The organism is Arthrobacter globiformis, from assembly GCF_003261175.1.
Taxonomy (GTDB): domain Bacteria; phylum Actinomycetota; class Actinomycetes; order Actinomycetales; family Micrococcaceae; genus Arthrobacter; species Arthrobacter globiformis_A.
On record NZ_QLNP01000076.1, the window covers coordinates 20,863 to 44,782 of the forward strand.

Annotated in this window: 21 protein-coding genes; 11 read left to right on the plus strand and 10 right to left on the minus strand. The window is 65.6% G+C overall.

All coding sequences use genetic code 11. From position 1 onward, the window contains the following. Positions 1–23: 23 nt before the first annotated feature. Positions 24–635 (minus strand): class I SAM-dependent DNA methyltransferase, encoded by a 612-nt coding sequence (locus DBZ45_RS11410; RefSeq protein ID WP_111904023.1) that lies wholly within the window; start codon positions 633–635, stop codon positions 24–26. 91 nt (positions 636–726) lie between these two features. Beyond that, a complete protein-coding gene (locus tag DBZ45_RS11415; RefSeq protein ID WP_111904024.1) occupies positions 727–1,350 on the minus strand; it encodes a hypothetical protein in 624 nt (207 codons plus the stop codon). 75 nt (positions 1,351–1,425) lie between these two features. Between DBZ45_RS11415 and DBZ45_RS11420 the strand changes: the two genes are divergently transcribed. After that, positions 1,426–2,370: an alpha/beta fold hydrolase gene (locus tag DBZ45_RS11420; RefSeq protein WP_111904025.1), complete on the plus strand. Its 945-nt coding sequence runs from the start codon at positions 1,426–1,428 to the stop codon at positions 2,368–2,370. 88 nt (positions 2,371–2,458) lie between these two features. Beyond that, a complete protein-coding gene (locus tag DBZ45_RS11425) occupies positions 2,459–2,764 on the plus strand; it encodes a hypothetical protein (RefSeq protein ID WP_111904026.1) in 306 nt (101 codons plus the stop codon). Positions 2,765–3,254: 490 nt separating this feature from the next. On the opposite strand, the gene DBZ45_RS11430 is transcribed toward DBZ45_RS11425, so the two are convergent. Further along, positions 3,255–4,505, minus strand: a complete 1,251-nt coding sequence (locus DBZ45_RS11430; protein ID WP_111904027.1) for an Nramp family divalent metal transporter — start codon at positions 4,503–4,505, stop codon at positions 3,255–3,257. Between the two features lie 738 nt (positions 4,506–5,243). On the opposite strand from DBZ45_RS11430, the gene DBZ45_RS23475 reads away from it, so the two are divergent. The 5 genes from DBZ45_RS23475 to DBZ45_RS11460 all read left to right on the plus strand — a co-directional run bounded on the left by DBZ45_RS23475 (position 5,244) and on the right by DBZ45_RS11460 (position 15,098). Beyond that, positions 5,244–10,940, plus strand: coding sequence for a peroxidase family protein (locus DBZ45_RS23475; protein ID WP_111904028.1), 5,697 nt, complete (start codon positions 5,244–5,246; stop codon positions 10,938–10,940). 238 nt (positions 10,941–11,178) lie between these two features. Further along, positions 11,179–11,529, plus strand: a complete 351-nt coding sequence (locus tag DBZ45_RS11440) for a hypothetical protein (RefSeq protein ID WP_223257029.1) — start codon at positions 11,179–11,181, stop codon at positions 11,527–11,529. Positions 11,530–12,221: 692 nt separating this feature from the next. Continuing rightward, positions 12,222–12,779 (plus strand): hypothetical protein, encoded by a 558-nt coding sequence (locus DBZ45_RS11450; RefSeq protein ID WP_111904031.1) that lies wholly within the window; start codon positions 12,222–12,224, stop codon positions 12,777–12,779. A gap of 72 nt (positions 12,780–12,851) precedes the next feature. After that, positions 12,852–13,925 carry a DNA polymerase IV gene (locus tag DBZ45_RS11455; RefSeq protein WP_440130515.1) on the plus strand — a complete coding sequence of 358 codons (1,074 nt, stop codon included), beginning with the start codon at positions 12,852–12,854 and terminating at the stop codon, positions 13,923–13,925. A gap of 108 nt (positions 13,926–14,033) precedes the next feature. Next, positions 14,034–15,098 (plus strand): spore photoproduct lyase family protein, encoded by a 1,065-nt coding sequence (locus DBZ45_RS11460; protein WP_111904033.1) that lies wholly within the window; start codon positions 14,034–14,036, stop codon positions 15,096–15,098. On the opposite strand, the gene DBZ45_RS11465 is transcribed toward DBZ45_RS11460, so the two are convergent. Continuing rightward, positions 15,086–15,520, minus strand: a complete 435-nt coding sequence (locus DBZ45_RS11465; protein WP_190243099.1) for a VOC family protein — start codon at positions 15,518–15,520, stop codon at positions 15,086–15,088. The genes DBZ45_RS11460 and DBZ45_RS11465 overlap by 13 nt on opposite strands. Before the next feature lie 142 nt (positions 15,521–15,662). Between DBZ45_RS11465 and DBZ45_RS11470 the strand changes: the two genes are divergently transcribed. Further along, positions 15,663–16,004, plus strand: a complete 342-nt coding sequence (locus DBZ45_RS11470) for a YciI family protein (RefSeq protein WP_111904034.1) — start codon at positions 15,663–15,665, stop codon at positions 16,002–16,004. Positions 16,005–16,021: 17 nt separating this feature from the next. Here the strand turns inward: DBZ45_RS11470 and DBZ45_RS11475 are convergent, their stop codons facing one another. The 3 genes from DBZ45_RS11475 to DBZ45_RS11485 form a co-directional block, all read right to left on the minus strand. Then, on the minus strand, positions 16,022–16,627 hold the full coding sequence (locus DBZ45_RS11475) for a dihydrofolate reductase family protein (RefSeq protein WP_111904035.1): 606 nt from the start codon (positions 16,625–16,627) through the stop codon (positions 16,022–16,024). 361 nt (positions 16,628–16,988) lie between these two features. Then, the gene (locus tag DBZ45_RS11480; RefSeq protein WP_223257030.1) at positions 16,989–17,306 is read right to left on the minus strand and encodes a hypothetical protein; all 318 of its coding nucleotides are present in this window, start codon (positions 17,304–17,306) and stop codon (positions 16,989–16,991) included. Between the two features lie 116 nt (positions 17,307–17,422). Further along, positions 17,423–17,986: a dihydrofolate reductase family protein gene (locus DBZ45_RS11485; RefSeq protein WP_111904036.1), complete on the minus strand. Its 564-nt coding sequence runs from the start codon at positions 17,984–17,986 to the stop codon at positions 17,423–17,425. 149 nt (positions 17,987–18,135) lie between these two features. On the opposite strand from DBZ45_RS11485, the gene DBZ45_RS11490 reads away from it, so the two are divergent. Then, positions 18,136–18,333, plus strand: a complete 198-nt coding sequence (locus tag DBZ45_RS11490) for a hypothetical protein (protein ID WP_111904037.1) — start codon at positions 18,136–18,138, stop codon at positions 18,331–18,333. 34 nt (positions 18,334–18,367) lie between these two features. Here DBZ45_RS11490 and DBZ45_RS11495 read toward each other — a convergent pair whose 3' ends face one another. Genes DBZ45_RS11495 through DBZ45_RS11505 form a run of 3 tightly spaced genes read right to left on the minus strand, consistent with a single transcriptional unit; the run spans position 18,368 to position 20,399 of the window. Continuing rightward, entirely contained in the window at positions 18,368–18,991 is a 624-nt protein-coding gene (locus DBZ45_RS11495; RefSeq protein WP_111904038.1) for an energy-coupling factor transporter transmembrane component T family protein, read from the minus strand. Then, positions 18,988–19,713 (minus strand): energy-coupling factor ABC transporter ATP-binding protein, encoded by a 726-nt coding sequence (locus DBZ45_RS11500; RefSeq protein WP_111904039.1) that lies wholly within the window; start codon positions 19,711–19,713, stop codon positions 18,988–18,990. The genes DBZ45_RS11495 and DBZ45_RS11500 overlap by 4 nt, the downstream gene beginning before the upstream one ends. Then, on the minus strand, positions 19,710–20,399 hold the full coding sequence (locus tag DBZ45_RS11505; RefSeq protein ID WP_111904040.1) for a biotin transporter BioY: 690 nt from the start codon (positions 20,397–20,399) through the stop codon (positions 19,710–19,712). Before DBZ45_RS11505 ends, DBZ45_RS11500 begins: the two co-directional genes overlap by 4 nt. A 314-nt stretch (positions 20,400–20,713) precedes the next feature. Here DBZ45_RS11505 and DBZ45_RS11510 point away from each other — a divergent pair, with 314 nt between their 5' ends. Further along, entirely contained in the window at positions 20,714–22,312 is a 1,599-nt protein-coding gene (locus DBZ45_RS11510) for an ABC-F family ATP-binding cassette domain-containing protein (RefSeq protein ID WP_102973571.1), read from the plus strand. 94 nt (positions 22,313–22,406) lie between these two features. Beyond that, a partial coding sequence (locus DBZ45_RS11515; RefSeq protein ID WP_111904044.1) for an HNH endonuclease occupies positions 22,407–23,920 on the plus strand: 1,514 nt, incomplete at its 3' end.

Sequence of the window (23,920 nt, forward strand, 5' to 3'; positions counted from 1 at the left end):
ATCCGGTGGGACGTACAGGCCCGCTAACCGTGGCTTGTGGTCCGGACGGCGATTATTGCCGCGTGCGGCCGGTTTTCCGGTTCAGCGCGGAAGTGGACTTCCTGGACATCGAAGCCTGCGGCGAGGAGGTGCTGAGTCAGTGCGTCCACCGACCAGTAGTACGCGGTCGTAACCGCGTGCGGGAACGGTTGGCCGGCGGGACCGTCGAAGAATCCGAGAAGAATGCTGCCTCCCGGCTTCACACAGCGGGCAAACTCGCCAAGAATGAGAGGCAACTCAGCCGGCACGCAATGGATCAGCGAATACCACGCGAGAATGCCGGCAATATGACCATCAGGAACTCCCAACGCCCGGAGCGTCCCCACTCGAAAGTGTGGCGCGGGAAAACGCCGTCGCGCCTCTTCAATGAAGAGTGGAACCAGATCGATGCCCTCAACGTCGGCGCCGTGGTCCACGAGAAACGCCGTCCAGTGGCCCGGACCGCAGCCGGCATCGATGGCTGATCCCCGGAGGGATTTAGCCCAGCCGGCGATAAGCCGCTGATCTTGCTGATGGGCTGCGTCAGTCGACCCAAACAGCGCCGTGTACTCCGATGCCCGGGCGGCGTACGCGTTCTGAACACGAGAGTCGCTCACTATGCGAGCCTACCGACTCCGGTCCAAGACTTCAGCCGGCGGCTGTCGCGGTTGTCCGGGCGGGGCGAACGGGCAGGCGGTGTGCGGGTACCTAAAAGGATGCGGTAATGACCACCGCAAGACCTGCAAGAACTCCGACGGCGATGACAGGTTTGTTCCACCTCGACGTGACTCCATCCTGGCCGGGAGTGATACCGCCGAAGCGGGCACGGTGCCAGGCGGCCACGACGGCGTCCCGTCCGGTTCTCGCCTCGGGCTGGCTGATCCGCTCGTTGCTCGGGAGGATGCTGTAGGGACGGCTCTTCAAATCGCTCAGATGCTGGAACCCTGCTCCAAGCGCGGTAGGCGGCGGGGGAGCACCCCAACTGACATACTTCTTGCCAGCCGCCCAGATGACCGTGGTGAAGCGAACCTCGATGTCTTCCACCGCCCCGAACGGTATCCGGTGATCGCGCCAACCATTGATCACTTCGAACCCAAAGCCGTCAACGCGCAGGCATGGCCGCCACTGGGCAACGTAAACTAACCAGGACAGAAGGATCAGCCAGGGCGCCGCCTCTCCTGTGGCTGTGGTGGCTCCGCCCACCAGCAACCACGAGAGCGTGCCGGCGGCGAGTAGCCACACGGCCGCAGCGACTGCGCGGGCCGACGGAGCACGGTGCGTGACGGCCTGGCCGTCCTCCGCCTTAGCAACGCTATGGCCGTCAAGCCTCATCGGTTCCCCCAATTCCCAAACTGACGCTTGCCCCGACCCTACCCTTGCCGGAGCCCGTCTCGTAGGGTTTGCTGCATGACCGGGGCCAGTGTCGGCTGGGTGAAAGTCGATGGAGCGGAAATCTATTGGGAAACGTCGGGGAACCCCGCGGGGATTCCCGTGCTGTACCTTCACGGCGGCCCTGGCGCTGCTCCCGGCCAGGGTTACCGGACCCGCCATGATGCTTCAAAATTCTGGACCGTCGGGTTGCACCAGCGCGGCTGCGGCAGAAGCTCGCCCACAGTTCAGGATGACCTGAGCTCCCTGCCCGCAAACACCACCCAAACCTTGATCGAGGACATCGAAGCCGTGCGCAAGCATCTCGGTATAGGGAAGTGGATTGTCACAGGGGCGTCGTGGGGTAGCACGCTCGCCCTGGCATATGCCCTTGAGCATCCGGACCGTGTGCACGGGCTCGCCCTGGTGGCAGTAACCACGTCGAGCCGCGGCGAGGTTCAGTGGATCACCGAAGACGTCGGGCGGATATTCCCGGAAGCATGGGAGGAATTCTCCAAAAACGCCAAATGCCGGCCCGGGGAACGGGTGGTGGATGCGTATGCCCGCCGCCTCGCGGGCCCGGATCGGGAGGACGCCGCCGCGGCAGCCTTGGCGTGGGACCGTTGGGAGTCGACGCATATCTCGCTGGATCCGCTGTGGCAGCCCGGCGCGATGTTCGACGACGACCGCAAGCGCATGACCTTCGCCATTCTCGTCACCCACTACTGGTCACATGACGGCTTCCTCACTGGTGGGCAAGCCATAATGGAGAGGGTCCACCAACTCAACGGAATTCCCGGCTACCTCATTCACGGCCGGAGAGACGTCAGCGGGCCCGTCATCACGCCCTGGAGAGTTCATCAGCGCTGGGAGGACAGCCGTCTCACCGTCATCGAGAACGAAGGGCATGGAGGCCCTGAATCCATGACCGCGCTTGTCGGGAGCGTTGAAGAAATTGCAGCCGGTCTGTCCCGGACGGACTGAAGCTGCACAACAGGAACGGGCATTGTGATCTAGGCTTACTCCACATCTCGCGTCCGCCCGTCGCGAGCTACAGAGAGAGGCAGAGCCTATGCAGCCCGACCTTGGCCAGCGTGCCGCGAACGAGCACGCGGACGTCGCACGGTCCCTTCTCTCCGCCGCAGAGCAAGCACTCTCAGGCGCCGATGTCGACGCCGAACTGCAGACCAGGCTGGCCCAGGCCCACGCCACCCTTGCCCTCGCGCTCGAAACGCGCGCCGCGGCATATGACACCCGGACTGCCGCGTACGTGGCATATCTGGCGACGCTGAAATCGGATGCCCGCGCGGACAACAAGCAGCACGCCGCCGTCGTCGCCAAGCTCGTCCGCGACCGCCTCGGCTTCGAATCCGAATAGCTGGCGGGGCTAAGGAGGCTTCCATGGCAACCATGTGGTGGGAAAGCCAGTCTGACTTTGAGCGGGACCTGCGTACTGCAACCGATGAAAAGGTGAAGTGATGCGCGGGTGGGCAAGCGACAAGGAAGACTCTGCCGACGCTCCCGGCACAGGCCGGGCACCGAAAGCGCGACGCCATTTCAGGCAGATGCGTGTGGCAGCTGAACACGAGCTCTCGGAACGGAGCAAGTGGTAAAGATCCGGAAGGCTGTCCGCAGCGAGCTGTCGACTCCACCGCCCCCAGTAAAAGCACGGCGGGGCCGTGCCGGTTCTTATTCGTCGATGCCTGAGCTGAGGCTCAGCTCGCGCCACTGGTCCAGTTCCCCCGCTGCGCATCCGCGACGGCGGCAAACGCACCGTAGGCGTCCTGAATGGCAGTGCCTCCCGCGGCGGGCGGCGTCCCTACGATTCGGCCTTCGAAGCGACGGATCTGTCGGCCGGCGGCGGACCGTCAGGACACACCCAGCGCGGTGAGGGCGATGAGCACGCAGTTCAGGCCGACGATGAGCGTGGCGCTGGTCCAGCCCGCGATTTTCAGCGGGGTGGAGTCAGTGTGAATGCCCATGACCTCGCGCTTGCCGGTGAGCCGGATCAGCGGAATCAGGGCGAACGGGATCCCGAAGCTAAGGAGCACCTGGCTCAGGACCAGGGCCAGCGTCGGTTCGATGCCGGCACCGAGAATCGCCAATGCCGGAACCAGCGTGATCACGCGCCGGGTGAGCAGAGGTATGCGGACCTTCAGCAGGCCTCCCATGATGGTGGCGCCGGCGTAGCAGCCCACGGAGGTGGACGCCAGGCCCGAGGCGAGCAGGCCGATGGCGAACACGACGCCGATCGCCGGACCCAGTGCCGATGTCACCGCGGCGTGGGCGCCGGCGATGGTGTCCGTCCCTTCCACGCCGCGCAGGCTGGAGGCTGCCAGCAGCAGCATAGCGATATTGACGACGCCGGCCAGCAACAGTGCGCCGGCCACGTCGAACCGGGTAGCCCGGATGAGGCGGGTCCTCACTGCGGGGTTCTCCGAGAAACCGTGCCGGTCCCGGGCGAGGGCGGAGTGCAGGTAAATGGCGTGCGGCATCACCGTGGCGCCGAGCATGCTCGCGGCAAGCAGGATGGTGTCCGTTCCCTCGAAACGCGGCACCAGGCCGGTCAGCGCACTGCCGGCGTCCGGCGGATTGACGAACAGCCCGGACACGAACCCGACGGCGATCACGCCGAGCAGGATCAGAATGGCTACTTCGAAGGACTTCTGGCTCCGGTTCGACTGCAGCGACAGCAGCAGCATCGACGCGAGGCCGATGATGATCCCGCCAGCCAAAAGCGGAAGCCCGAACAGCAGGTTCAGTGCGACGGCCCCGCCGATCACCTCAGCCATGTCGGTGGCTCCGGCCACGATCTCCGCCTGCGCCCAGTACGCCCGCCGGCGGCGGGTCCCCAGGCGCTTGCCCAGAATCTCGGGAAGGCTCATGCCGGTGGCCAGGCCCAACTTGGCGGACTGGTACTGCACCAGCACAGCCATGGCATTGGCCGCCACCAGCACCCAGACCAGCAGGTAGCCGTAGCTCGCCCCGGCAGTCAGGTTCGCTGCCACGTTGCCCGGGTCGACATAGGCGATGGCCGCCACGAACGCCGGACCCAGCAACAGCAGGCGCGACCAGACCCGGCCTGGTGCGGTGCGCTCTGAAAGGGTCGAAACAGCCATCATCCATCCTCGTCATTGGGGGTACCGATAAGACGAGGATACCGAGATTTAGGTATACCGAAAAGTAACGATTAGGCGGACTGGTGGACGGTGGTTCAGATCTGTAAGGATCTGTCCCATCGCCCTTAGAGGAGAGTGCCCCGCACACCTCGGCGAGAGGAGGTGCGGGGCCTTCCTAGCGGCAGTTGCACGGAATGTTAGTGGCAACTGCGGACAAGCTACAAGAGCAACCCTTCGGAAAGGCTTGTTGACAACTGGGAATTCCCTGAGAGTCACGGGATTCCGCACCGGAACAGGCGCACACCGCCGAGTGGTCCGGCCTCGCATGGCGGCCGAGACTAGGCGGCGCCACTTGCGGAAAGCCCCGGCCAGGTCCGCTGTCTGGTAGGGCTGCACCCCCTGATCTGGGGGACGGCGGGGCCGCTGCGCGGCTCAATCGACCTATTAGGTACCGGGCGAAGCGCCTGCCGCCTGTCCGAACGGCGTCTTTGCCGGGAAAAACGGCCCAAGGTTTCTGCAGGGCAACGTCCGCAATCTTGCACCGTCCGATGCAACGTTCAATCAAAGCGTTCAACCAAGAAAATAGGCAGGTGCGTCATGAAAGTGTTCCACCCAATCAGTGCCATTGGAGGTGATCGGACGGCCTCCTTGGGGGCGCCGCGGCGCCCCAAGCACGCTAGAGGAGGCCGGCGGCGCCTGTTCGCCGCCCCTAACCGCGTCGTCGCGGCCGGCGTGGTCATGTCCCTAGTGGCGGCCATTGGCCAGTCGGCAACCATCTCGGCCCAGGCGGTGACCGCACCTGTGGGCGAGGGCTTCACCGTCACGACGTCGGACCTCGCCTTCATCCTCAAGCAGATCAAGATCGCTGAAGCCCACGTTGCCAACACGACGTCGGTCACCGGCCCCTGTGGCGCCCTGATCGGTACGGGCCCCAACCAGATCCCCGACGCACTGACCTCGTACGGCCTCCGTACGGTCGACGGATCCTGCAACAACCTGCTGGCCGGGCGCGAAACTTACGGCGCCTCTGATCAGAAGTTTCCCCGCTACACCACGCCGGTCTTCAACGATGCAGACCCCGTGCCCGCCGGTTTCGGTCCTGCCGGCCCAACGTCTTACAAGCAGAAGAGCGGGAACGTTTTCGACAGCAAGCCGCGCGACATCAGTAACCTGATCGTTGACCAGACCTCCACCAACCCGGCAGCGGTCGCCGCAGCCGGGTTCCCGGTCCGCACCCAAGGCAACGTCGGGGTCCACCCCTGCACCACCGACCCCGATCCGCTGCCAAATCCGCCCGTGGCGGGTGTTCCGGCCGGCTGCGTGCCGTCGCACGACACTCTCTTCATTCCGAACGTCACCACCGACGTCGGGCTTTCGCCACCTTACAACTCGATGTTCACCCTGTTCGGGCAGTTCTTTGACCACGGCGTGGACCAGACCGTCAAGAGCGGCGGCAACGTGTTCGTGCCGCTCCACGCTGATGACCCTCTGGTAGCCGGGCCTGACCACATCTCCGGCAACGCCGATGACCTGCCCGCCAGCCAGCGCTTCATGGTGCTGACCCGCGCACAGAACCAGCCCGGCCCCGACGGCGTCCTGGGCGACAACCCCGCGACGCCTACCGATGAAAGCGCGGACGACGTCCAGGAAGCCCTCAACACCGACTCCCCGTATGTGGACCAGTCCCAGACCTACACCTCACACCCATCCCACCAGGTGTTCGTACGGGAGTACGTGAAAAACACTGAAGGCAAGCCCGTCTCCACGGGCAAGCTGCTCGGCGGAGCAGCCGGCACCAACGCCGCAAACGGGATGGCCACCTGGGAGACCGTCAAGACCCAGGCAGAGACCCTCCTCGGTCTCCATCTCACGGACAAGGACGTCCTTAACGTTCCGATGATCGCCACGGACCCCTACGGCAAGTTCATCCTCGGGCCCGACCGCGGACTGCCGCAGTACGTTACCTCGACCGGCATGGTCGAGGGCGACACAACGAATCCCGTGCCTGTGCCCGCGAACGTCAAGTACTTTGATACCCCCTTCCTGACGGACATCGCGCACAACGCGGACCCGTCCCCGCAGGACACGGACCACAACCCGGGAACGCCGCCGGTTACACCCGTGCCTGACGACGACAAGGTGGCCTCGGCCGACTTCGCCAGCCAGGCTCCGGGCACCTACGACGATGAAATGCTGGACGCGCACTTCATTGCCGGTGACGGCCGCGTCAACGAGAACATCGGCCTCACCACCATCCACCAGATTTTCCACTCGGAACACGACCGGCTCGTCGACGATTTCAAGAACACCCTGACCAACGACACCTCGGTCACCGGCATCGCGGCACTGGCGGAATGGAAGCTGGCCTCGGGCACCACCGACGGCTGGAACGGTGAGCGACTCTTCCAGGCCGCCCGCTTCGTCACCGAGATGGAATACCAGCACCTGGTGTTCGAGGAGTTTGCCCGGAAGGTCCAGCCGGCGGTCCAGCCGTTCCACGTCTACCACACGGACGTCAACGGTGCGATCCACGCCGAGTTCGCGCACGCCGTATACCGGTTCGGCCACTCCATGCTGACCGAGACCATCGCCCGCACCAACCCGGACGGAACGGACAACTCGATCCCGCTGCTTAACGGCTTCCTGAATCCGCCGGCGTTCACCGACGACGGGCACGGTAACCAGCTGACCTCACAGCAGGCCGCGGGCGCCGTCGTCATGGGCATGAGCGACCAGACGGGCAACGAGCTTGATGAGTTCGTCACGGACACCCTCCGCAACAACCTGCTCGGCCTGCCGCTCGACCTCGCAACCATCAACATGACCCGTGCCCGTGAAGCCGGCGTCCCTCCGCTGAACGAAGTGCGGCGCCAGCTCCACGACTCCACCGGTGACGGGCAGCTTGCCCCCTACACCAGCTGGGCTGATTTCGGGCAGAACATCAAGCACCCCGAGTCCCTGATCAACTTCGTGGCCGCCTACGGCACGTACCCGACCATTGCCAACGCCACCACCCTGGCGGACAAGCGCGCAGCGGCAAAAGCGATCGTCGATCCGGGCCCCGGTGCCACGCCTCCCACCGCGGAAATGATCGATTTCATGAACAGCTCCGGAGCCTGGGCGGGCCAGGAGACCGGGCTGAACAAGGTTGACCTGTGGGTCGGCGGCCTGGCGGAGAAAACTAACCTCTTCGGTGGTCTCCTCGGCAGCACGTTCAACTACGTGTTCGAGAACCAGCTGACTGACCTGCAGAACGGTGACCGGCTGTACTACCTGGCCCGCACGCCCGGCATGAACCTGCGAACCCAGCTCGAGGGAAACAGCTTCTCCGAGATGATCATGCGCAACACCGACGGCGTGAACACGCTGAAGGCTGACGTGTTTGCGACGGCGGACTGCAAGTTCCAGCTGGGCAACCTCGCCGGCACGCCGGACGGGTTCACTGCGTCAGGTCCATCCGTGGCCGACGACACGACGACCACCGACTGCAACGAGAATGCGCTGCTCCTGCGCAAGCCTGACGGCACCATCCAGTACCAGGAGAAGAACACGGTCGACCCGTCAGGCATCAACGGGCAGTCCGTCTACAACGGCACGGACAGCCCGGACAGGGTCACCGGCGGCAACGACAACGACACGTTCTGGGGCAACGCCGGCAACGACGTCATGGAAGGCAACGGCGGCGACGACGTGGCACTCGGCGGTGACGGCAACGACAGGATCACCGACCTTTCCGGGGCCGACGTGCTCAAGGGCGGCCCGGGCAACGACTACGTCAATGCCGGCATCGGCGACGACATCACGATGGGCGGCGACGGCCAGGACTTCATGAACGGCGGCGCCAACGACAACGAGACGTTTGCCGGGCCCGGCAACGACTTCGTCCGGGCCGGTGACGGCGCGGACGCGGTGTTCGGCGACGGCGGGGACGACTGGATCCAGGGCGGCTCCGGCCAGGACCTGCTCCAGGGCGACCACGGTGCCCCGTTCTTCGACGACCCGGCGCAGACCAAGCCGGGCAACGACATCATGGTTGGCCAGGTAGGCGAGAACGACTACGACGCTGAAGGCGGCGACGACCTTATGGCCTCCAACGCAGCGATTGACCGGTTCGCCGGTGCGGCCGGGTTCGACTGGGCCATCCACCAGTACGACACGGTGGGCGCCAACGATGACATGAAGATCAACCAGAACCTGGGCGGCCTGCCGCTGCAGATTGTGGTCAACCGCGACCGCTGGCAGGAAACGGAAGCCAACTCCGGATCCGCGTTTGACGACGTGATCAAGGGTGACGACCGGGCGCCGAGCACCGTGGGCGGCGCCGGCTTCAGCGGCTGCGACGTCCTCGACCAGGCGGGCATCGACCGGATCGCCGGACTGGGCGCGGTCCTTCCGGCCCCGAGCACCCCGCTCGACCCAATCGCCGCGGCTTCCGCAATGGGCACCTGCCCCCTTGAAGGACCGGTGTGGGGCGACGGGAACATCCTGCTGGGCGGCCTCGGCAGCGACAGGCTGGAGGGCCGCGGCGCCGACGACGTGATCGACGGTGACCGGTACGTCCAGGTGCGGATCAGCGTCCGCAGCAACCCGAGCGATCCTGCCAGTGAAATCGGCAGCACGGACCTCATGGAGCACACCTACCGGCCGGACAGCACCCACACCCTGGAAGCCGACGTCGCCGCCGGCCTGATCGATCCAGGCAACCTGGTGGCAGTCCGGGAGGTCATCACTCCGACGGCCGCGCAGACCTCGGGCAACACCGACACTGCCGTTTTCTCCGGACCGGCGGCCAACTACACCGTGGCCACCACCGGCGGCGACGGTACCCTCGGCTCACCCGGTTCCACCACCACCGTGACGGATAACGTCGGCACCGATGGAACGGACACCCTTCGGAACATCGAAGCCCTCGCATTCTCCGACACGGTACTGCCGGGAGCTCCCGTCATCGGCACCGCCACCGCCGGAAATGCCCGGGCCACTGTTACCTGGACCGCGCCGACCGTCGGCATCGCCAGCAGCTTCAGCGTGAAGGTGCTTGATGTGACCACGAACCCTGCCGGCGTGCAGGTGGGCAACCTGCTCCCAGCGGCGGGAACCGACACCAGCCTCGTGGTGCCGGGCCTGACGAACGGCAACAAGTACGTGTTCCAGGTTTCGGCAACGAACGCCCAGGGCACGGGCCCGTTCTCGGTGGCCTCCAACGTGGTGACCCCGGCGCCAACAGCCGAGCTGGCCGCTGCCGATGCTCCCACCGCGGTGACAGCAAGGGCGGGCGACGGAACGGCCACGCTGACCTGGACTGCCCCGGTCTCCGACGGCGGGTCGCCCATTACGGGATTCCGCGTGCGGGCCTTCAACGGAGCCGCTGTGGCAGTTACGCAGCAGGTCACCGGCAACGTGACAACCGCCGTCGTTACCGGCCTGGCCAACGGGACGGCGTACACGTTCGATGTTGCCGCCGTGAACGCGGCGGGCACCGGGGCGGCCTCGGCCGCCTCGGCACCGGTTACCCCGGCGCCTGCGGCGGTGGCACCGGCTGCGGCCGGCAGCGTCAGGGCTGTGGCCGGCAACGCGCTGGTCACACTGAGCTGGTCCGCGCCGGCATCTAACGGCGGGGCACAGATCACCGGCTATGAGGTCCGTACTTTCATCGGCACCGGAACCACCCCGGTACGGACGACCACCGTCGGCACCGGAACGGGTGCTGTGGTGGCCGGGCTGATCAACGCCACGGGTTATACATTCGATGTCGCTGCGATCAACGCGGTAGGCACAGGGGCGCGGTCGGCACGCACGGCCATTACGACCCCGCGCTCCGAGTTCGTTGCCCCGACTATCACCTCGCGCAACCCGGCGCCGGGGGCCACGTCGGTCAGTCAGGCCACCAACCTGACAGTGACGTTCAGCGAGCCGGTCACAAATATGAGCACACGGACGGTGGTGCTGCGGCTCGGAACCGCTGTCGTCCCCGCCGCGGTGACGTACAACAACGCGACCAGGATCGTCACGGTCAACCCGAGCGCGAACCTCCTGGCGGACCGCACCTACAGCCTGGCATTCTCGTCGATCCGCGACACGGCGGGGAACACGATGGCACCAGCGTCATGGCAGTTCACCGCAGGACCGGCACCCACGCTGGTTGCGGTCAGCCCGGCCAGCGGTGCACGGGGCGTAGCCCGGACGGCCAATGTGGCCGCCAGGTTCAGCGAACCCATCACCGGCGTCAGCACAAGAACTGTGGTGCTGCGGCTCGGAACGACGGTCATTTCGGCGGCGGTAAGCTACAACAGCACCACCCGGACAGTGACCCTCAACCCGTCGCAAACGCTGGCGGCGAACCGTACGTACACAGTGTTGGTCTCGTCCATCCGTGACATGGCGGGCAACCCGTTCGTCTCGCGGAGTTGGACCTTCACCACTGGAACGCGGTGATCGCAAAGAGCCACTGATCCGCAATAACAAAGGATGCGGGGACCGCCTGTTGCAGGCGGTCCCCGCATCCTTGTGCCGTGCTTGCGGCACCCTCCGGTGCCATAATGGCGGTGTGGATTCCCCGGGGTGTCGGCGAATCGCCGCCGTTGCCGCGGCCGGCGCAATGGTGGCGATTGCCGCTGCGGGCTGCGCTCCCTCCCCGGCCGGGGAACCGCCCTGCTTTCCGCCGCCATATTCGGTGAAGCCTTCAGAAGCCAGGCCGGGGGAGCCGGTGACCGTCGCGGCACCGGACGCCGATTGCAACCCCCGCTATGGTGCCAACGCCCGGATTCAGATCAGCGTTGCCGATTCCTCCGGGGCGAAAGTCGTCAACACCACCTCCGCAATGAACGACGGCGGCGGCTTCTCTTACACTTTCGTCGTCCCCGCCCGCACTGTTTCGGGACAGGCGACGGTCACGGCAGTGCCGTACAACCTTGACTGGTGCGACGACACCGGAAGAAACAACCGGGTGGCGGGCGCCGCCGTCGTTCAGCTGCAGCGGGCATCGTGTGTATTGCCGACAAAACCCCTGACCATCGGCCGGTAGCGTTCCGCCACCGGTGAATTCACGCGCGTTTGCCGGCCGATACCTGGGAGGCTTTGCTCTTCGCCCTGATGAAGGACTGTTCCGCCTCTGAAAGCTGGAGTTCGCCGTGCTGATCCTGGGCGACATGGCCGCCGGAGACCTGGCAAACCACGTTTGCCACGGTCCGCGGAAGTACAACGCAACCGGGGTTATCAACGAGCCACTTCCTTGTGGGCTCATCAAGCTCATTCCACCACTGAACAATTGGCCTTTGGCCCATGAGGTGCTCCTCGGATTGAGACCCTACATTAGTTGATGGCGGCAGCCGGGTTAAGGCCTCACGGCGCCGCTAAACGTGCAGAAATCACCAAGCGCGCACAGCCTAGGTACTCATGCCCACCGGCCCCCAATCACGGCGCTGGCCCGTCAACACTGCGCTGTCCGGTTCCGGCCACGGCGCTGGGTGGGGTGTCGACAGGAATTTACGAATTTCTCAATTGGTAATCAGTAACGAGTGTGGTCCGGATGCCGGGAGGGGTCAAGAGGCGCCCGTAACGTCGCGCAACCCGGCGGCTGATGCCCTTCTGCGCTCAAACACTATGCGCACTATGCGGGGGTGTGGCGGTGGAGTCCTTTTTACACATGACGGCGCTACGGTCCTGGCTGCCGGCGCGGACGGCGGTTGTGGCGCCCAGCGCTGTCATACTTTCGCTATGAAGGTGACGGGGTGGCTTTCGCCGGACGAATTCTGGGATGAGTACGGGCGCATGGAGGAACTCGTCCGGGGGTCCTTCGGCGAGTTGCCCTGTTACGGACTCGGCGAGTGGTCCGGGCCAATTGCAATAGGCGAGTGGGATCTTGGCAGCCGCCCGCCCACCGCAGTGGGCGTTGTGTTTGGTTCAGGCCAAGCCGGCCCCAGGGTCCAGGTCACCACCACAAGTCAGGATCCGCGGCTGACCATTGCCCACCGCCGGCTGATGGCCGACGGCCCTCCAGTCAGCGGAGAGGACTTGTCACGCCGATTACAGGTGCTTACTGCGGAGCGGGGCGAGGAAGTGTCGATACCGGTCGACGGTGCGGAGGAGTTATTCGCCATATGGCGGGACGCTGACCGTTGGTGGGCAGCCGGTCAGCATGATGGCAACGGCCTGGTGCTGGAAGGGACGAGGGGACTGGACGTAAGGGCACTGTCCCTGCGTACTGTTTCCGACATAGAGCCCTATTTGCAAGGCCGCCGTTCGCAGCTCCGCGCGGTCCGCGGTGAGTTTTAGCTTCGCAGTTCCTTGGGCGATGCGGCCTGCAGCGATGGTGCTTGCTCGGGATGTTTAGTGCACACTGGTGGCGTGAGCGGAATCCGGTGGGTGCTGCACGTCGATCTCGACCAGTTCATCGCGGCGGTCGAAGTGCTCCGGCGGCCGGATCTCGTGGGCAAGCCAATCATTATCGGGGGCCGGGGCGACCCAACGGAACGGGCTGTAGTGTCGACTGCTTCCTATGAAGCCAGGGCGTTCGGCGTGGGGTCCGGAATGCCCTTGCGCATCGCGGCCCGGAAAGTGCCGGACGCTGTGATTCTCCCCGTCGATCAGGAGGCTTACCTCGCGGCGTCTGACACGGTGATGGCTACCCTGCGCTCGCAGCCCGGCGCCACCGTGCAGGTGCTGGGTTGGGACGAAGCTTTTGTAGGCACTGAGACGGAGAACCCGGAAGCCTACGCCCGGCAGGTGCAGGCGGCTGTCCTGGAGCGAACTCGGCTCCATTGCAGCGTGGGTATCGGCGACACCCTTGTTCGAGCCAAGGTCGCCACGGGATTCGGCAAGCCGGCCGGCGTCTTTCGCCTCACTTCCGGGAACTGGCTCGACGTCATGGGCAATCGCCCCACCAAGGACCTGTGGGGCGTCGGAACGAAAGTGTCCGGCCGACTGACCAAACTCGGTATCAACACAGTCGCCCAGCTCGCCGCGACCGACCCTCAAGACCTGGTCCCGGAATTCGGGCCAAAGATGGGCCCCTGGTACGCGGAGCTCGGACGCGGAGACGGCGTCAGCGTTGTGGACGACACCCCGTGGGTTGCCCGCGGGCATAGCCGGGAGACCACCTTCCAGCGAGACCTGACCGAGCCTGCCCAGGTGGACGACGCCGTGCGGGAGCTGACAGCGCGCGTTCTTGAGGACGTTGTGGCCGAAGGACGGCCCGTTATAGGGCTGACCCTCAAGGTCCGGTACGCGCCGTTCTTCACCACGACCCACGCGAAGAAGATCCCCGAGACATTCGACCGGAGCGAAATCCTCGCGAGGGTCTTGGACCTCGTAGCCACAATCGAAGCGGGCCGTCCCATCCGGCTCCTGGGCCTGCGGGCCGAAATGGCCATGCCCGCCGATGCCCGAAAGGGACATACGCCAACACGCGGCGGTTGGTGACGCCGTCGTCCCCTTCCTTGCCGGCGCGGATGAATTGCTTCGCGGACGTAACAGATGCCGTGGGCTTAACGGCCAACGGCATCTTCGGCGTCTTGGGAGAATGGGAGTATGGAATTCAACCGGCTGCTGCAGATCCGGCGCATCTATGCGCAAAGTGCTGCACTGGAGCTGCCCAGGGGCCAGGAGATCGTCGAACGCTGGCCGGATGCCGACGTCGTGCTTGTCGACAATCACTGGAACATCCCGGAGGTGCACGGTGACGAAACGAACGTGCCGCGCTGGTCCCGGATCAAAACGGAGGCGCTAGTCCTGGGCGTAAAGAAAGCGCTGGCGGTCAAGCCGAATGGCCGGTCCGCGGACTTCATTGCCCCCTCCATCGCGAACGGCTGCGCCATGGCATGCGCCTACTGCTACGTTCCCCGGCACAAGGGGTATAGCAACCCGGTAACTGTGTTCGCCAACATCGACCAGATTGCCGGGGCGCTTGAACGTCACGCCACACGCCAGGGCATGAAGCTGGAGCCCAACCAGTGCGACCCGGAACTCTGGGTCTACGACATCGGTGAAAACAGCGACTGCTCCGTCGATGCGCTGATCAGCGACAACGTGGAGGACCTCGTCACGCTCTTCCGCGACCTGCCGACAGCCAAGCTGTCCTTCGCCACCAAGTACGTGAACCAGGCGATGCTCGAGTGGGACCACGGCGGTCACACCAGGATCCGCTTTTCCCTCATGCCCGCGGATTTGGCCAAATCGGTTGACGTTCGTACGTCGGCGGTTGCGGAACGCATGGCTGCAATCAACGACTTCGTGGATGCAGGCTACGAGGTGCACGTGAACTTCTCGCCTGTCATCATTACGGACACCTGGCTCAGCGATTGGGAGCAGCTGCTGCGCCAACTCGATGCCACCCTGTCAGACGCCGCGAAGGCCCAACTCGCGGCGGAAGTCATCTTCCTGACTCACAACGAGGGCCTCCACGAGGTCAACCTAGGGTGGCATCCGCAGGCGGAGAACGTGCTGTGGCGTCCGGACCTCCAGGAGTCGAAGGTCTCGTCCAACGGCTTCACCAACGTCCGGTACCGTTCAAGAGCCAAGGCGGGCTACGTGCGGCAACTGACCGCGCTTATTGAGAAGATCGCTCCCTACTGCCGCATCCGCTACGCGTTTTGAGGGTGCAGTTGGGGTTCCTCGGCGGTGGCAACGAGCTCTAGTTCGAAGCCGTCGGAGTTCACGAGATAAGCGGCGTAGTGTTCGGGCCCGCCAGCGTGCGGATACTTGTCCACGAACAACGGGCTCCAGCCGTGGTGCGCGCCCTCTCCAGCCAAAGCATCTACACCTTCTCGGCTCCCGGCCTTGAACGCCAGGTGATTCAACCCGGGCGCAGTGCGCTGATGTTCCCGGCTGCTCAAGTCCGGTGATTCTTCGACAACTATGTAGGTGGGACCCAGCCGCCAGCTGATTCCGCTGCCCCAATTCTGATAAATCTCGTATCCCAAGCGGGACAATATCCAGCCCCATTCTTCCTTGGCCCGCTTGAGGTTAGGCACCCACAGTTCGATATGGTGCAGGGCGCCTTTGGTGTCGTCGTTCAAGTTGCGAGTCTTTCATGCTGTCTGGCTAGAGGATCCGTCAGCGCGTACCGGCATCCGGGGGACGGCAGGGGCCTTGGCACGGCACGATTGCATCCGCGAGGATGAAGGCGGTCCCCCGTACTGCGAAGAAGGAGTCGACGCGATGACCAAGTATCTGATCTCGTTTCCGAGTGCCGCTATGGCCGTCCCTGACGAAGACCTGCAGGCCGTTTCGGATGCGGCGCACGCGGTGGTTCAGGAGGCGAAGGACGCCGGCGTCTGGGTGTTCGGCGGCGGCATCGATGAGACCATCCCGCCCGTCATGGTCGACGGCGATGGGACCGTGAGCGAGGGAACCTACCCCCAGACGGAGCAGCTCCAAGGCGGCTACGCGGTGCTGGAGCTGCCCACGTACGACGCCGCCTTGGAGTGGGCCGCGAGGATCGCGGTCGCCTGTCGTTGCCCGCAGGAGGTGCGAGCCTTCCAATACGACCCCGCAAGCTAGGTCCCGGCCGGGTGACGTTAGCTGACGCGGCGATAGCGGATGTGGGAGGCCAGCGGTGAGTGGAGCACCTCGGCGGGTTCGAAGCCAAAGGATTCAACCCCGTCGAAGATGCGCTCGCCCGAACCGAGCAGGACCGGTGCGATATCGAGGGTGAGCTCGTCAATCACGCCGGCGATCAGTGCCTGGCGGACGGTCGAGGCCCCACCGGCGATGTCCACGCCTTTGTTCCCTGCGGCCTGGCACGCTGCCGAGTAAGCAGTGTCGAAGCCCTCGGTGACGAAGTGGAAGGTGGTCCCGCCGTCCATCTGGATCGGGTCGTGTTCGTGATGGGTCAGCACGAACACCGGTGCATGGTACGGCGGTATGGGGCCCCACCACCCGGTCCATTCCTCATCCCAGTCCCCGCGGATCGGGCCGAACATGTTTCGACCCATCACATACGCGCCGCGCGGGCGCATGAGCCATTCGTTCGCGACCTTGTCGGCGTCGTTGGCTCGCGGGTCGCCGATGTGCCAGCCGTGCAGCTCCCGGCCCCGCTTGCCTAGGGGGTCTTCGCGGCTCTGGTCCGGCCCGGCGACGAAGCCGTCAAGCGAGATCGACATGTGGCAGGTGGTGTCCGGCACCGCGAACCTCCTGAGTGATTGCGACTTGCACGCGGGCGTGTGTGGCGATTCTGGGGAGCTTAGCACGTGATGGCATCCTCGCCGACCGCCTTCAGCGGCTAGTCGCCGATGGTCTCCCTCCAAGTGCACGAGCCGAGCTGCTGGCCCGACGGCGGTCCGAACTTTGGGATGACCTCACTGCAACTGTTTGCAACAGATCAGCTACGACAGAGGGGGCCGTTTGGGATGCCGGCAACGGACGAACCCGAGAGTTCGGACGCCCGTTTGCTTGCAGTTGGCCCATCGAAGCCCGGCACCGATGAGCTTCGTGGATGAGGATGCCCTACCCCATTGGCCCACATTTCAGGGTCAGACGCTTGGCCTAGGGTCCGCCCATTAGATCGCACCCGAAAGTGCCCTGATCCGTTCGCACGATGATAAAGACTTTGGCTTCAGCAGAAGGTGACTGCGCAAATATTTCAGCCCCTCCCGCTGTCCTAGCCTGGGAGGTCAGGCCGGTCATGTCGTGCTCGGCGGGCTTGGCATCGGGACCGCAGTTATATTCGCGGTCGGCAAATTGCACTTTGGAAGGCACTTCCTTGGGCGAAAGGACCCAGTACGACGTTTGTTGATGGACGTTCCATAACCTCACGCAGGCGAGAACCCCTGCAAGCAGCAACGAGAAAAACAGCAATGACAAGGCGATTGGCTTCCCCCGGCTCAGGGAGCAAACGATCCACGTATGCAACGTGAAAATCAATCAAGAGATAAACGAGCATTGACGTCTCCGCAAAGGGAACCTGTGACGTCGCGCCCTCAGCGCCTGGTCTCGTACCTGGTCAGGAGCACGCCGTCGGGAAACGTGCGGGTCTCCACCAGGCTCAGGTTCACCCAGTTGTCCAGGGCTGTGAAGAACGGCGTGCCGCCGCCCACCAGGACCGGATGGGTGACGATCGCGTACACGTCGATCAGCCCGGCGCGCATGGCCGCCGCGGCGAGTGTGGCACCGCCGATGTCCATGAGGCCGCCGTCGTCGGCCTTGAGCCGGGTGATCTCGGTGATCGCGTCGCCGGTGACCAGGCGGGTGTTCCAGTCGACCGTGCTGGTCATGGAGGAGAACACCACTTTCGGCATGTCCCGCCAGCGGCGGGCGAACTCGATCTGCGCCGGTGTGGCGCCAGGCTGCTGGTCGGCGGTCGGCCAGTGGGAGCTCATCGTCTCCCACAGTTTGCGCCCGTACAGCGCCAGGCCCGTCGCCCCCACCCGGTCGGACCACCATTGGAACAGCTCGTCGCTCGGTACGCTCCAGCCGAGGTCGTCGCCGGGCGCGGCGATATAGCCGTCCAGGCTCACGTTCATGCCGAAGGTCAGGTTGCGCATGGCGTCAGTCTCCCGCGAGCCGGTATTCGTTGTACAGACCAGCGCGGTGCGGAAAAGTCATCACCGAGGGCAGGTGTCCACCATGGGTCTTTCGTCCAGTACGTGGAACCTTTACTGGCACCATTCTGCTGATCGGCTCAACGCCGGATATGGCTGGGACGACGGATCCTCGGCTGACCGTGCTCACGCTGCCCAGTACGGAGCTGGGGCGTATGGGCGTCGAGACGCTGGTCGATCAGCTCGAGGAACGGGGCGGTCCCATGCGCCAGGCCGCGGTGATGTGCCGTTTCGAGGAAGGGCAGTCGACGGGACCGGCCCAGCGGAAGCCGTCGTCCACGGCAAGCTGAGCGGAGCAGGGACGGCGCTTATGCTTCAGCCAGCTCAGTCCTCCGGCTCGCCCAATCCGCGGGCGGCCAGCGCCTCGCCCGTGTGGCGGGCATACGCAACGGTGGTGATGAACACCGGCAGGACCAACGCCCGGGGGTTGCGTTCCAGTCCGCGGGCTCGCGCCGAGTCCCGGACATCCGAAAAGGCGCCAGCGATGAACGGGATACTGCGCAGCATGATGGCGATGGTCAGGGCAAACCGCTCGGGGTCAGCGCCGAAGCGCCGGAACGGGCGGGCCAGGGAAACGACGCCGTCGAGTAGCCGGTGCAGCGGCGTGGTGGCCGTCAACAGGGACGCCGCCACCACGCACAGCAGGATGTTCAGCACAATTCGCGCGGCAACGGGCCCGCCCAGCTGCCACCACTGGAAGGCGCCGATGACCAGCAGGATGGGGAGCAGCGGCCGCACGGCGCGGAAAAGGCGCATGGGCCCGGCGCCGCTGAGCAGGAACAGTCCGCACAGAACGGCGAGGGCCGCGGCGGCCAGCCGCCAGTCGACGATCAGGAACGAGGCCATCCCGCAGGCCAGGACCAGCAGGAACTTCAGCCACAGCGGCATGCGGTGGATCAGGGACGTGCCGGGCACGTAGTTGGCGAGCAGGAAGCCATGGCCCCTCACCGGAAGTCGCCGCCTGACAGGCTCCGGGCTGAGATCGAGCGGTAATGCTCGACGGCGGCGGCAGCACCGCCGTCGTACGCTATCTGTCCGGACTCAACCACCAGAACCCGGTCCATGTCCAGCGCCAGCTCCAGGTCATGGGTGGACATTACGATCTGCTGGCTGAGGCCGGCCAGGGTGCGGCGCAGCAGCTCGCGGTTCCGGAGGTCCAGCAGCGTGGAGGGCTCGTCCAGCACGAGAACTCCGGGTTCCACCGCCAGCACGGACGCCAGGGCCAGGAGCTGCCGTTCCCCGCCGGAGAGTTCGTAAATGCTCTGGTCCGCGAGGGGGAGAAGCCCGAAACGGTCCAGGGCGGCGGTGGCCTGCTCCCGGCGCTCCTTCCCGCTCCGCACCGAACGACGGAGCGACAGCTCCACGTCCTCACGCCCGGTGGGCATGACCAGCTGCGAGAGGGGATCGGTGAAGACGAAGCCCACCTGCTGGCGCACGGCACGCACGTTGCGGACGGTGTCCGCGCCGTTGACCGTCACGGTGCCTTCGCTGGGAACCACGAGGCCGTTGAGCAGGCGGAGCAGCGTCGATTTGCCCGAACCGTTGGCCCCGATCACACCGATCCGTTCCTCGGTGAGCTCCAGCGAAATGTCCTGCAGCAGAACCTTGGGGTCAGGGCGGCCGTCAACGGCCACGCTGACCCCCACGTTCCTGAGGGAGATGGTGCTCACTGCTGTGCGGAGGCTTCCGGTGCGGTTGCTTCCGGCGCCGCGGCCTGCGGTGTGGTGGCCCTCTGCGGGAGCTGCCGGACGCGGCGGACCAGCAGGTCGGGGAAGGCCTTGTGCAGGGCGATGGCCACCGTGACGGCGAGGACGTTCTTGATGATGTCGCCCGGGTAGAAGGGGAGGTCGGCGAGGAACGCCTTGGCGAAGTCCAGCTTGGCGTTGACCATCATGCCGGCGATGCCCAGACCGTGGACCAGCACAATGCTCGTGGCCATCGCGGAGACAAACAGCAGCACGGCACGGAACTTCACCGTACGGCGGATAACGACGGCGGCCAGCCAGCCCACCGCCGCTGCGGCGAGGGGGAACGCGATGATGTAGCCGGCGGACGGGCCGGCCAGGATGCCGAGGCCACTGCGGCCGCCGCTGAAGATGGGCAGGCCTGCCAGGCCAAGCAAGGTGTACAGCCCGACGGCGGCGAACGCGCGGCCGGGGCCGAGGGCAAGGCCGGTCAGCATGACCGCGAGGGTCTGGAGCGTGATGGGGACCCCGAGGCCGCCCACCGGGATGGCCGCCACCAGGGCTGACGCCGCGACGAGCGCGGCGAAGACGGCGATGAGTCCGAGGTCGGTGGCGTTCCAGCGTCGGCGTTTTGCCGGCTGCAGGGTGCCGGCGGAATGGGTCTGGGTCATGGGAGGTCCTGTCGAGGGGGTACAAACAATTATCAGCTCGTCTCGACGTTACCGGCCCGGTATTGGCCGCATTTTGTTGGTCTTCTACAAGAGGGACCGCGCGGGGTCTGGCGCTAGGCACAAATACTCGGCCCTTTGGGCGGGGGAAGGCGCTCCTCCGGAGTGGGGAAGGCGTGTTCTGGCAGGGTTGCGCTGGCCGGTAGACTTGAACGGGCCGTTCTCACGGCCGGCATCCCCGGCGTTCCAGCTTTTTCGCCGTGCGGCATGCAACCGGCCGTGCTGCGGCTTCCCTGTTGTGAAAGGCCTTACCTGCTTTGATTACCGTTCAGGATCTTGAACTGCGCGCCGGCGCCCGCCTGCTCATGGACCAGGTGAGCTTCCGGATCGACAAGGGCGACAAGATCGGCCTCGTGGGCCGCAACGGTGCCGGCAAGACCACGCTGACCCGCGTCCTGGCAGGCGAGGGCCTGCCTGCCGCCGGCAAGGTGACCCGCAGCGGCGAGATCGGGTACCTGCCCCAGGACCCCCGGACACCGGATATGGAGCAGCTGGCGCGGGACAGGATCCTGTCCGCCCGCGGCCTGGACATCGTCGTCGGCAAGCTGAAGAAGGCCCACGACGAGATGGCCAGCGAGGACGCCGCGGTCCAGCGTAAGGCCATGAACCGTTACGACCGGCTCGAATCCGAGTTCCTGGCCGCCGGCGGCTATGCTGCCGAAGCCGAGGCCGCAGCCATCTGCTCGAACCTTGCCCTGCCGGACCGCCTGCTGAACCAGCCTCTCAAGACCCTGTCCGGCGGTCAGCGGCGCCGCGTCGAACTCGCGCGGATCCTGTACTCAGACGCCGAGACCATGCTCCTCGATGAGCCCACCAACCACCTCGACGCCGATTCCATCGCGTGGCTCCGTGACTTCCTCAAGAACCACCAGGGCGGACTGATCGTGATCAGCCACGACACCGAGCTGCTCGAAGCCACCGTCAACAAGGTGTTCCTCCTGGACGCCAACCGTGCCCAGATCGACTTCTACAACATGGACTGGAAGCGCTATTTGACGCAGCGCGAAACAGACGAACGCGCCCGCAAGCGGGAACGCGCCAATGCCGAAAAGAAAGCCCAGGTCCTGTTCGACCAGGCCAACAAGATGCGCGCCAAGGCCACCAAGGCTGTTGCAGCCCAGAACATGGCCAAGCGCGCAGAGCGGCTGCTCAGCGGGCTCGAAGCAGTGCGCGAAAACGACCGCGTGGCAGCCCTTCGCTTCCCGGATCCTTCGCCCTGTGGCAAGACCCCGCTCACGGCAGAGGGCCTCAGCAAGTCATACGGCTCGCTGGAAATCTTCACTGACGTGGACCTTGCCATCGACCGCGGATCCAAGGTGGTTATCCTCGGCCTCAACGGTGCCGGCAAGACCACCCTCCTGCGCATGCTCGCCGGTGTGGACCGCCCCGACACCGGTGACATTGTCCCGGGGCACGGGCTCAAGGTGGGCTATTACGCCCAGGAACACGAAACCCTCGACGTCGACCGCACCGTCCTCGAGAACATGCGTTCCTCTGCCCCCGACATGAAGGACGCCGAGGTCCGCGGCATCCTGGGCTCGTTCCTGTTCTCTGGTGATGACGTCGACAAGCCCGCCGGCGTGCTCTCCGGCGGTGAGAAGACCCGTCTGGCGCTGGCCACCATCGTGGCCTCCAGCGCGAACGTTCTCCTGCTGGATGAGCCCACCAACAACCTCGACCCCGCCAGCCGCGCCGAAATCCTGGGCGCACTGCGCAACTACACCGGCGCCGTCGTCCTGGTTAGCCATGACGAAGGCGCCGTGGAGGCCCTCAACCCGGAGCGCGTGGTGCTGCTGCCTGACGGCGTTGAGGACCTCTGGAACGAGGATTACCTGGACCTCATCACGCTGGCCTAGTTTCGCCACCGTTCTTCTGCCGCCAGCCTGCAGAATGTCGACCGGGCCTCGCTAGAGGCCCGTTAATGTCAGACCCCCTCATCAGACTGGTTCTATGGAAGTCATTGGGGGACTCACCGATCACCGGGCCTTAGGGGCCGGTGCCGGTGGGCTGGCTATCGTCGGTGCCAACGCCCTTCAAAGTGGTCCTGCTGAGGGGGACGTGGTTGATGAGGCCTTGGCGCTGCTGTCAGCGGACGCGATCACCGCCGAAGACACCGCGCCGTGTGGTTTCGGGCAGGCCGCGGATTTCGCAGACCGGGTCGAGGTACTCTCCCGGCAGGTGGACCGTCTGCAGGTGCTCGCCGCGGGCGCGGTGGACCGGGCCCGCACCGCAGCGGTCACCGCCGCAGCATCACCCCTCGTCCCCGTCACGGCCGCTGAAGCGGGCCCGGGTCCGGGCGATGACGGCTCCCGGAACACCGTGGAGTTCCTCCGGGGCAGGCTGCGGATCAGCTCCGCCGAAGCCCGCCGCCGGATCGGGCTGGCCGACTCTGTCCTGCCCAGGGCAGGGTTCGGCGGGCAACAGCTCCCCCCGAGGTACCAAGGAGTTGCCGCCGCGGTCAGCACCGCCCAGATCAGCTCCCGCGCCGCAACCACCATCACCCTGGCCCTGGACCGGGCGCAGCATTTCACCACCCCGGACCACACCGCCGTGATGGAACACGACCTGACCCAAGCCGCCGTCGAAAACGACGCCGACTTCCTCACCCGCGTCGCCAAACACTGGGCCGAAGCCATCGACCAGGACGGGACCGAACCCTCCGAAGCGGCCCTCCGGCAAATCCAGGGCGCGTTCATCCGCCGCCCCAAACACGGCCTGCAGCACCTGGAAATTTTCGCCACCACCGAACAGTTCGAAACGCTCACCACCGCCATGAACACCGCCACCAACCCCCGCACCCCGGCCCCTGCAAAAGGCAACGGCAACGACGGGAACGGCGCCGACGGACCAGGCAGTGACGGACCAAGCAGTGGGGCGGGGAACGCTGAATCGGCCAGCCTTGACGGTTGGGACACCGAGGGTGTCCCGGAGGTCTCCCTGGATCACCGCTCACAGGGGCAGATGCGGCTCGACGGGCTCGTCGGCGCCGTCCAGACCGTCCTTACCACCGACATCCTGCCCGCCAACGGCGGACACCGGCCCCAGATCCTGGCCACCATCAACTACCGCGACCTCCTCGCCGACCTTCGGAAGCGACAAGACGCACAATGGGCCCAAGACTCACAGGGGGACCAGGGCACCCAGTGGGACCAGGGCACCGAGGGCCCGCAGCCGGCCTACACCGGCCGGACCAACGCCGGGAGCACCGGCGGCACCGCACTGTTCGCCTTCTCCGGGCCGGTGAACCCGGCCACGATCCGCAAAATTGCCTGCGACGCCGACATCATCCCCGTCGTCCTCGGCAGCCAGGGCCGGATCCTGGACATCGGCCGCGCCTCACGCGTCTTCCCGCCCCACATCCGCAAGGCCATCATGGCCCGGGACCAAGGCTGTGCGTTCCCCGCCTGCACCATCCCGGCTGCGTGGTGCGAAGCCCACCACATCACCTACTGGTCACGCGGCGG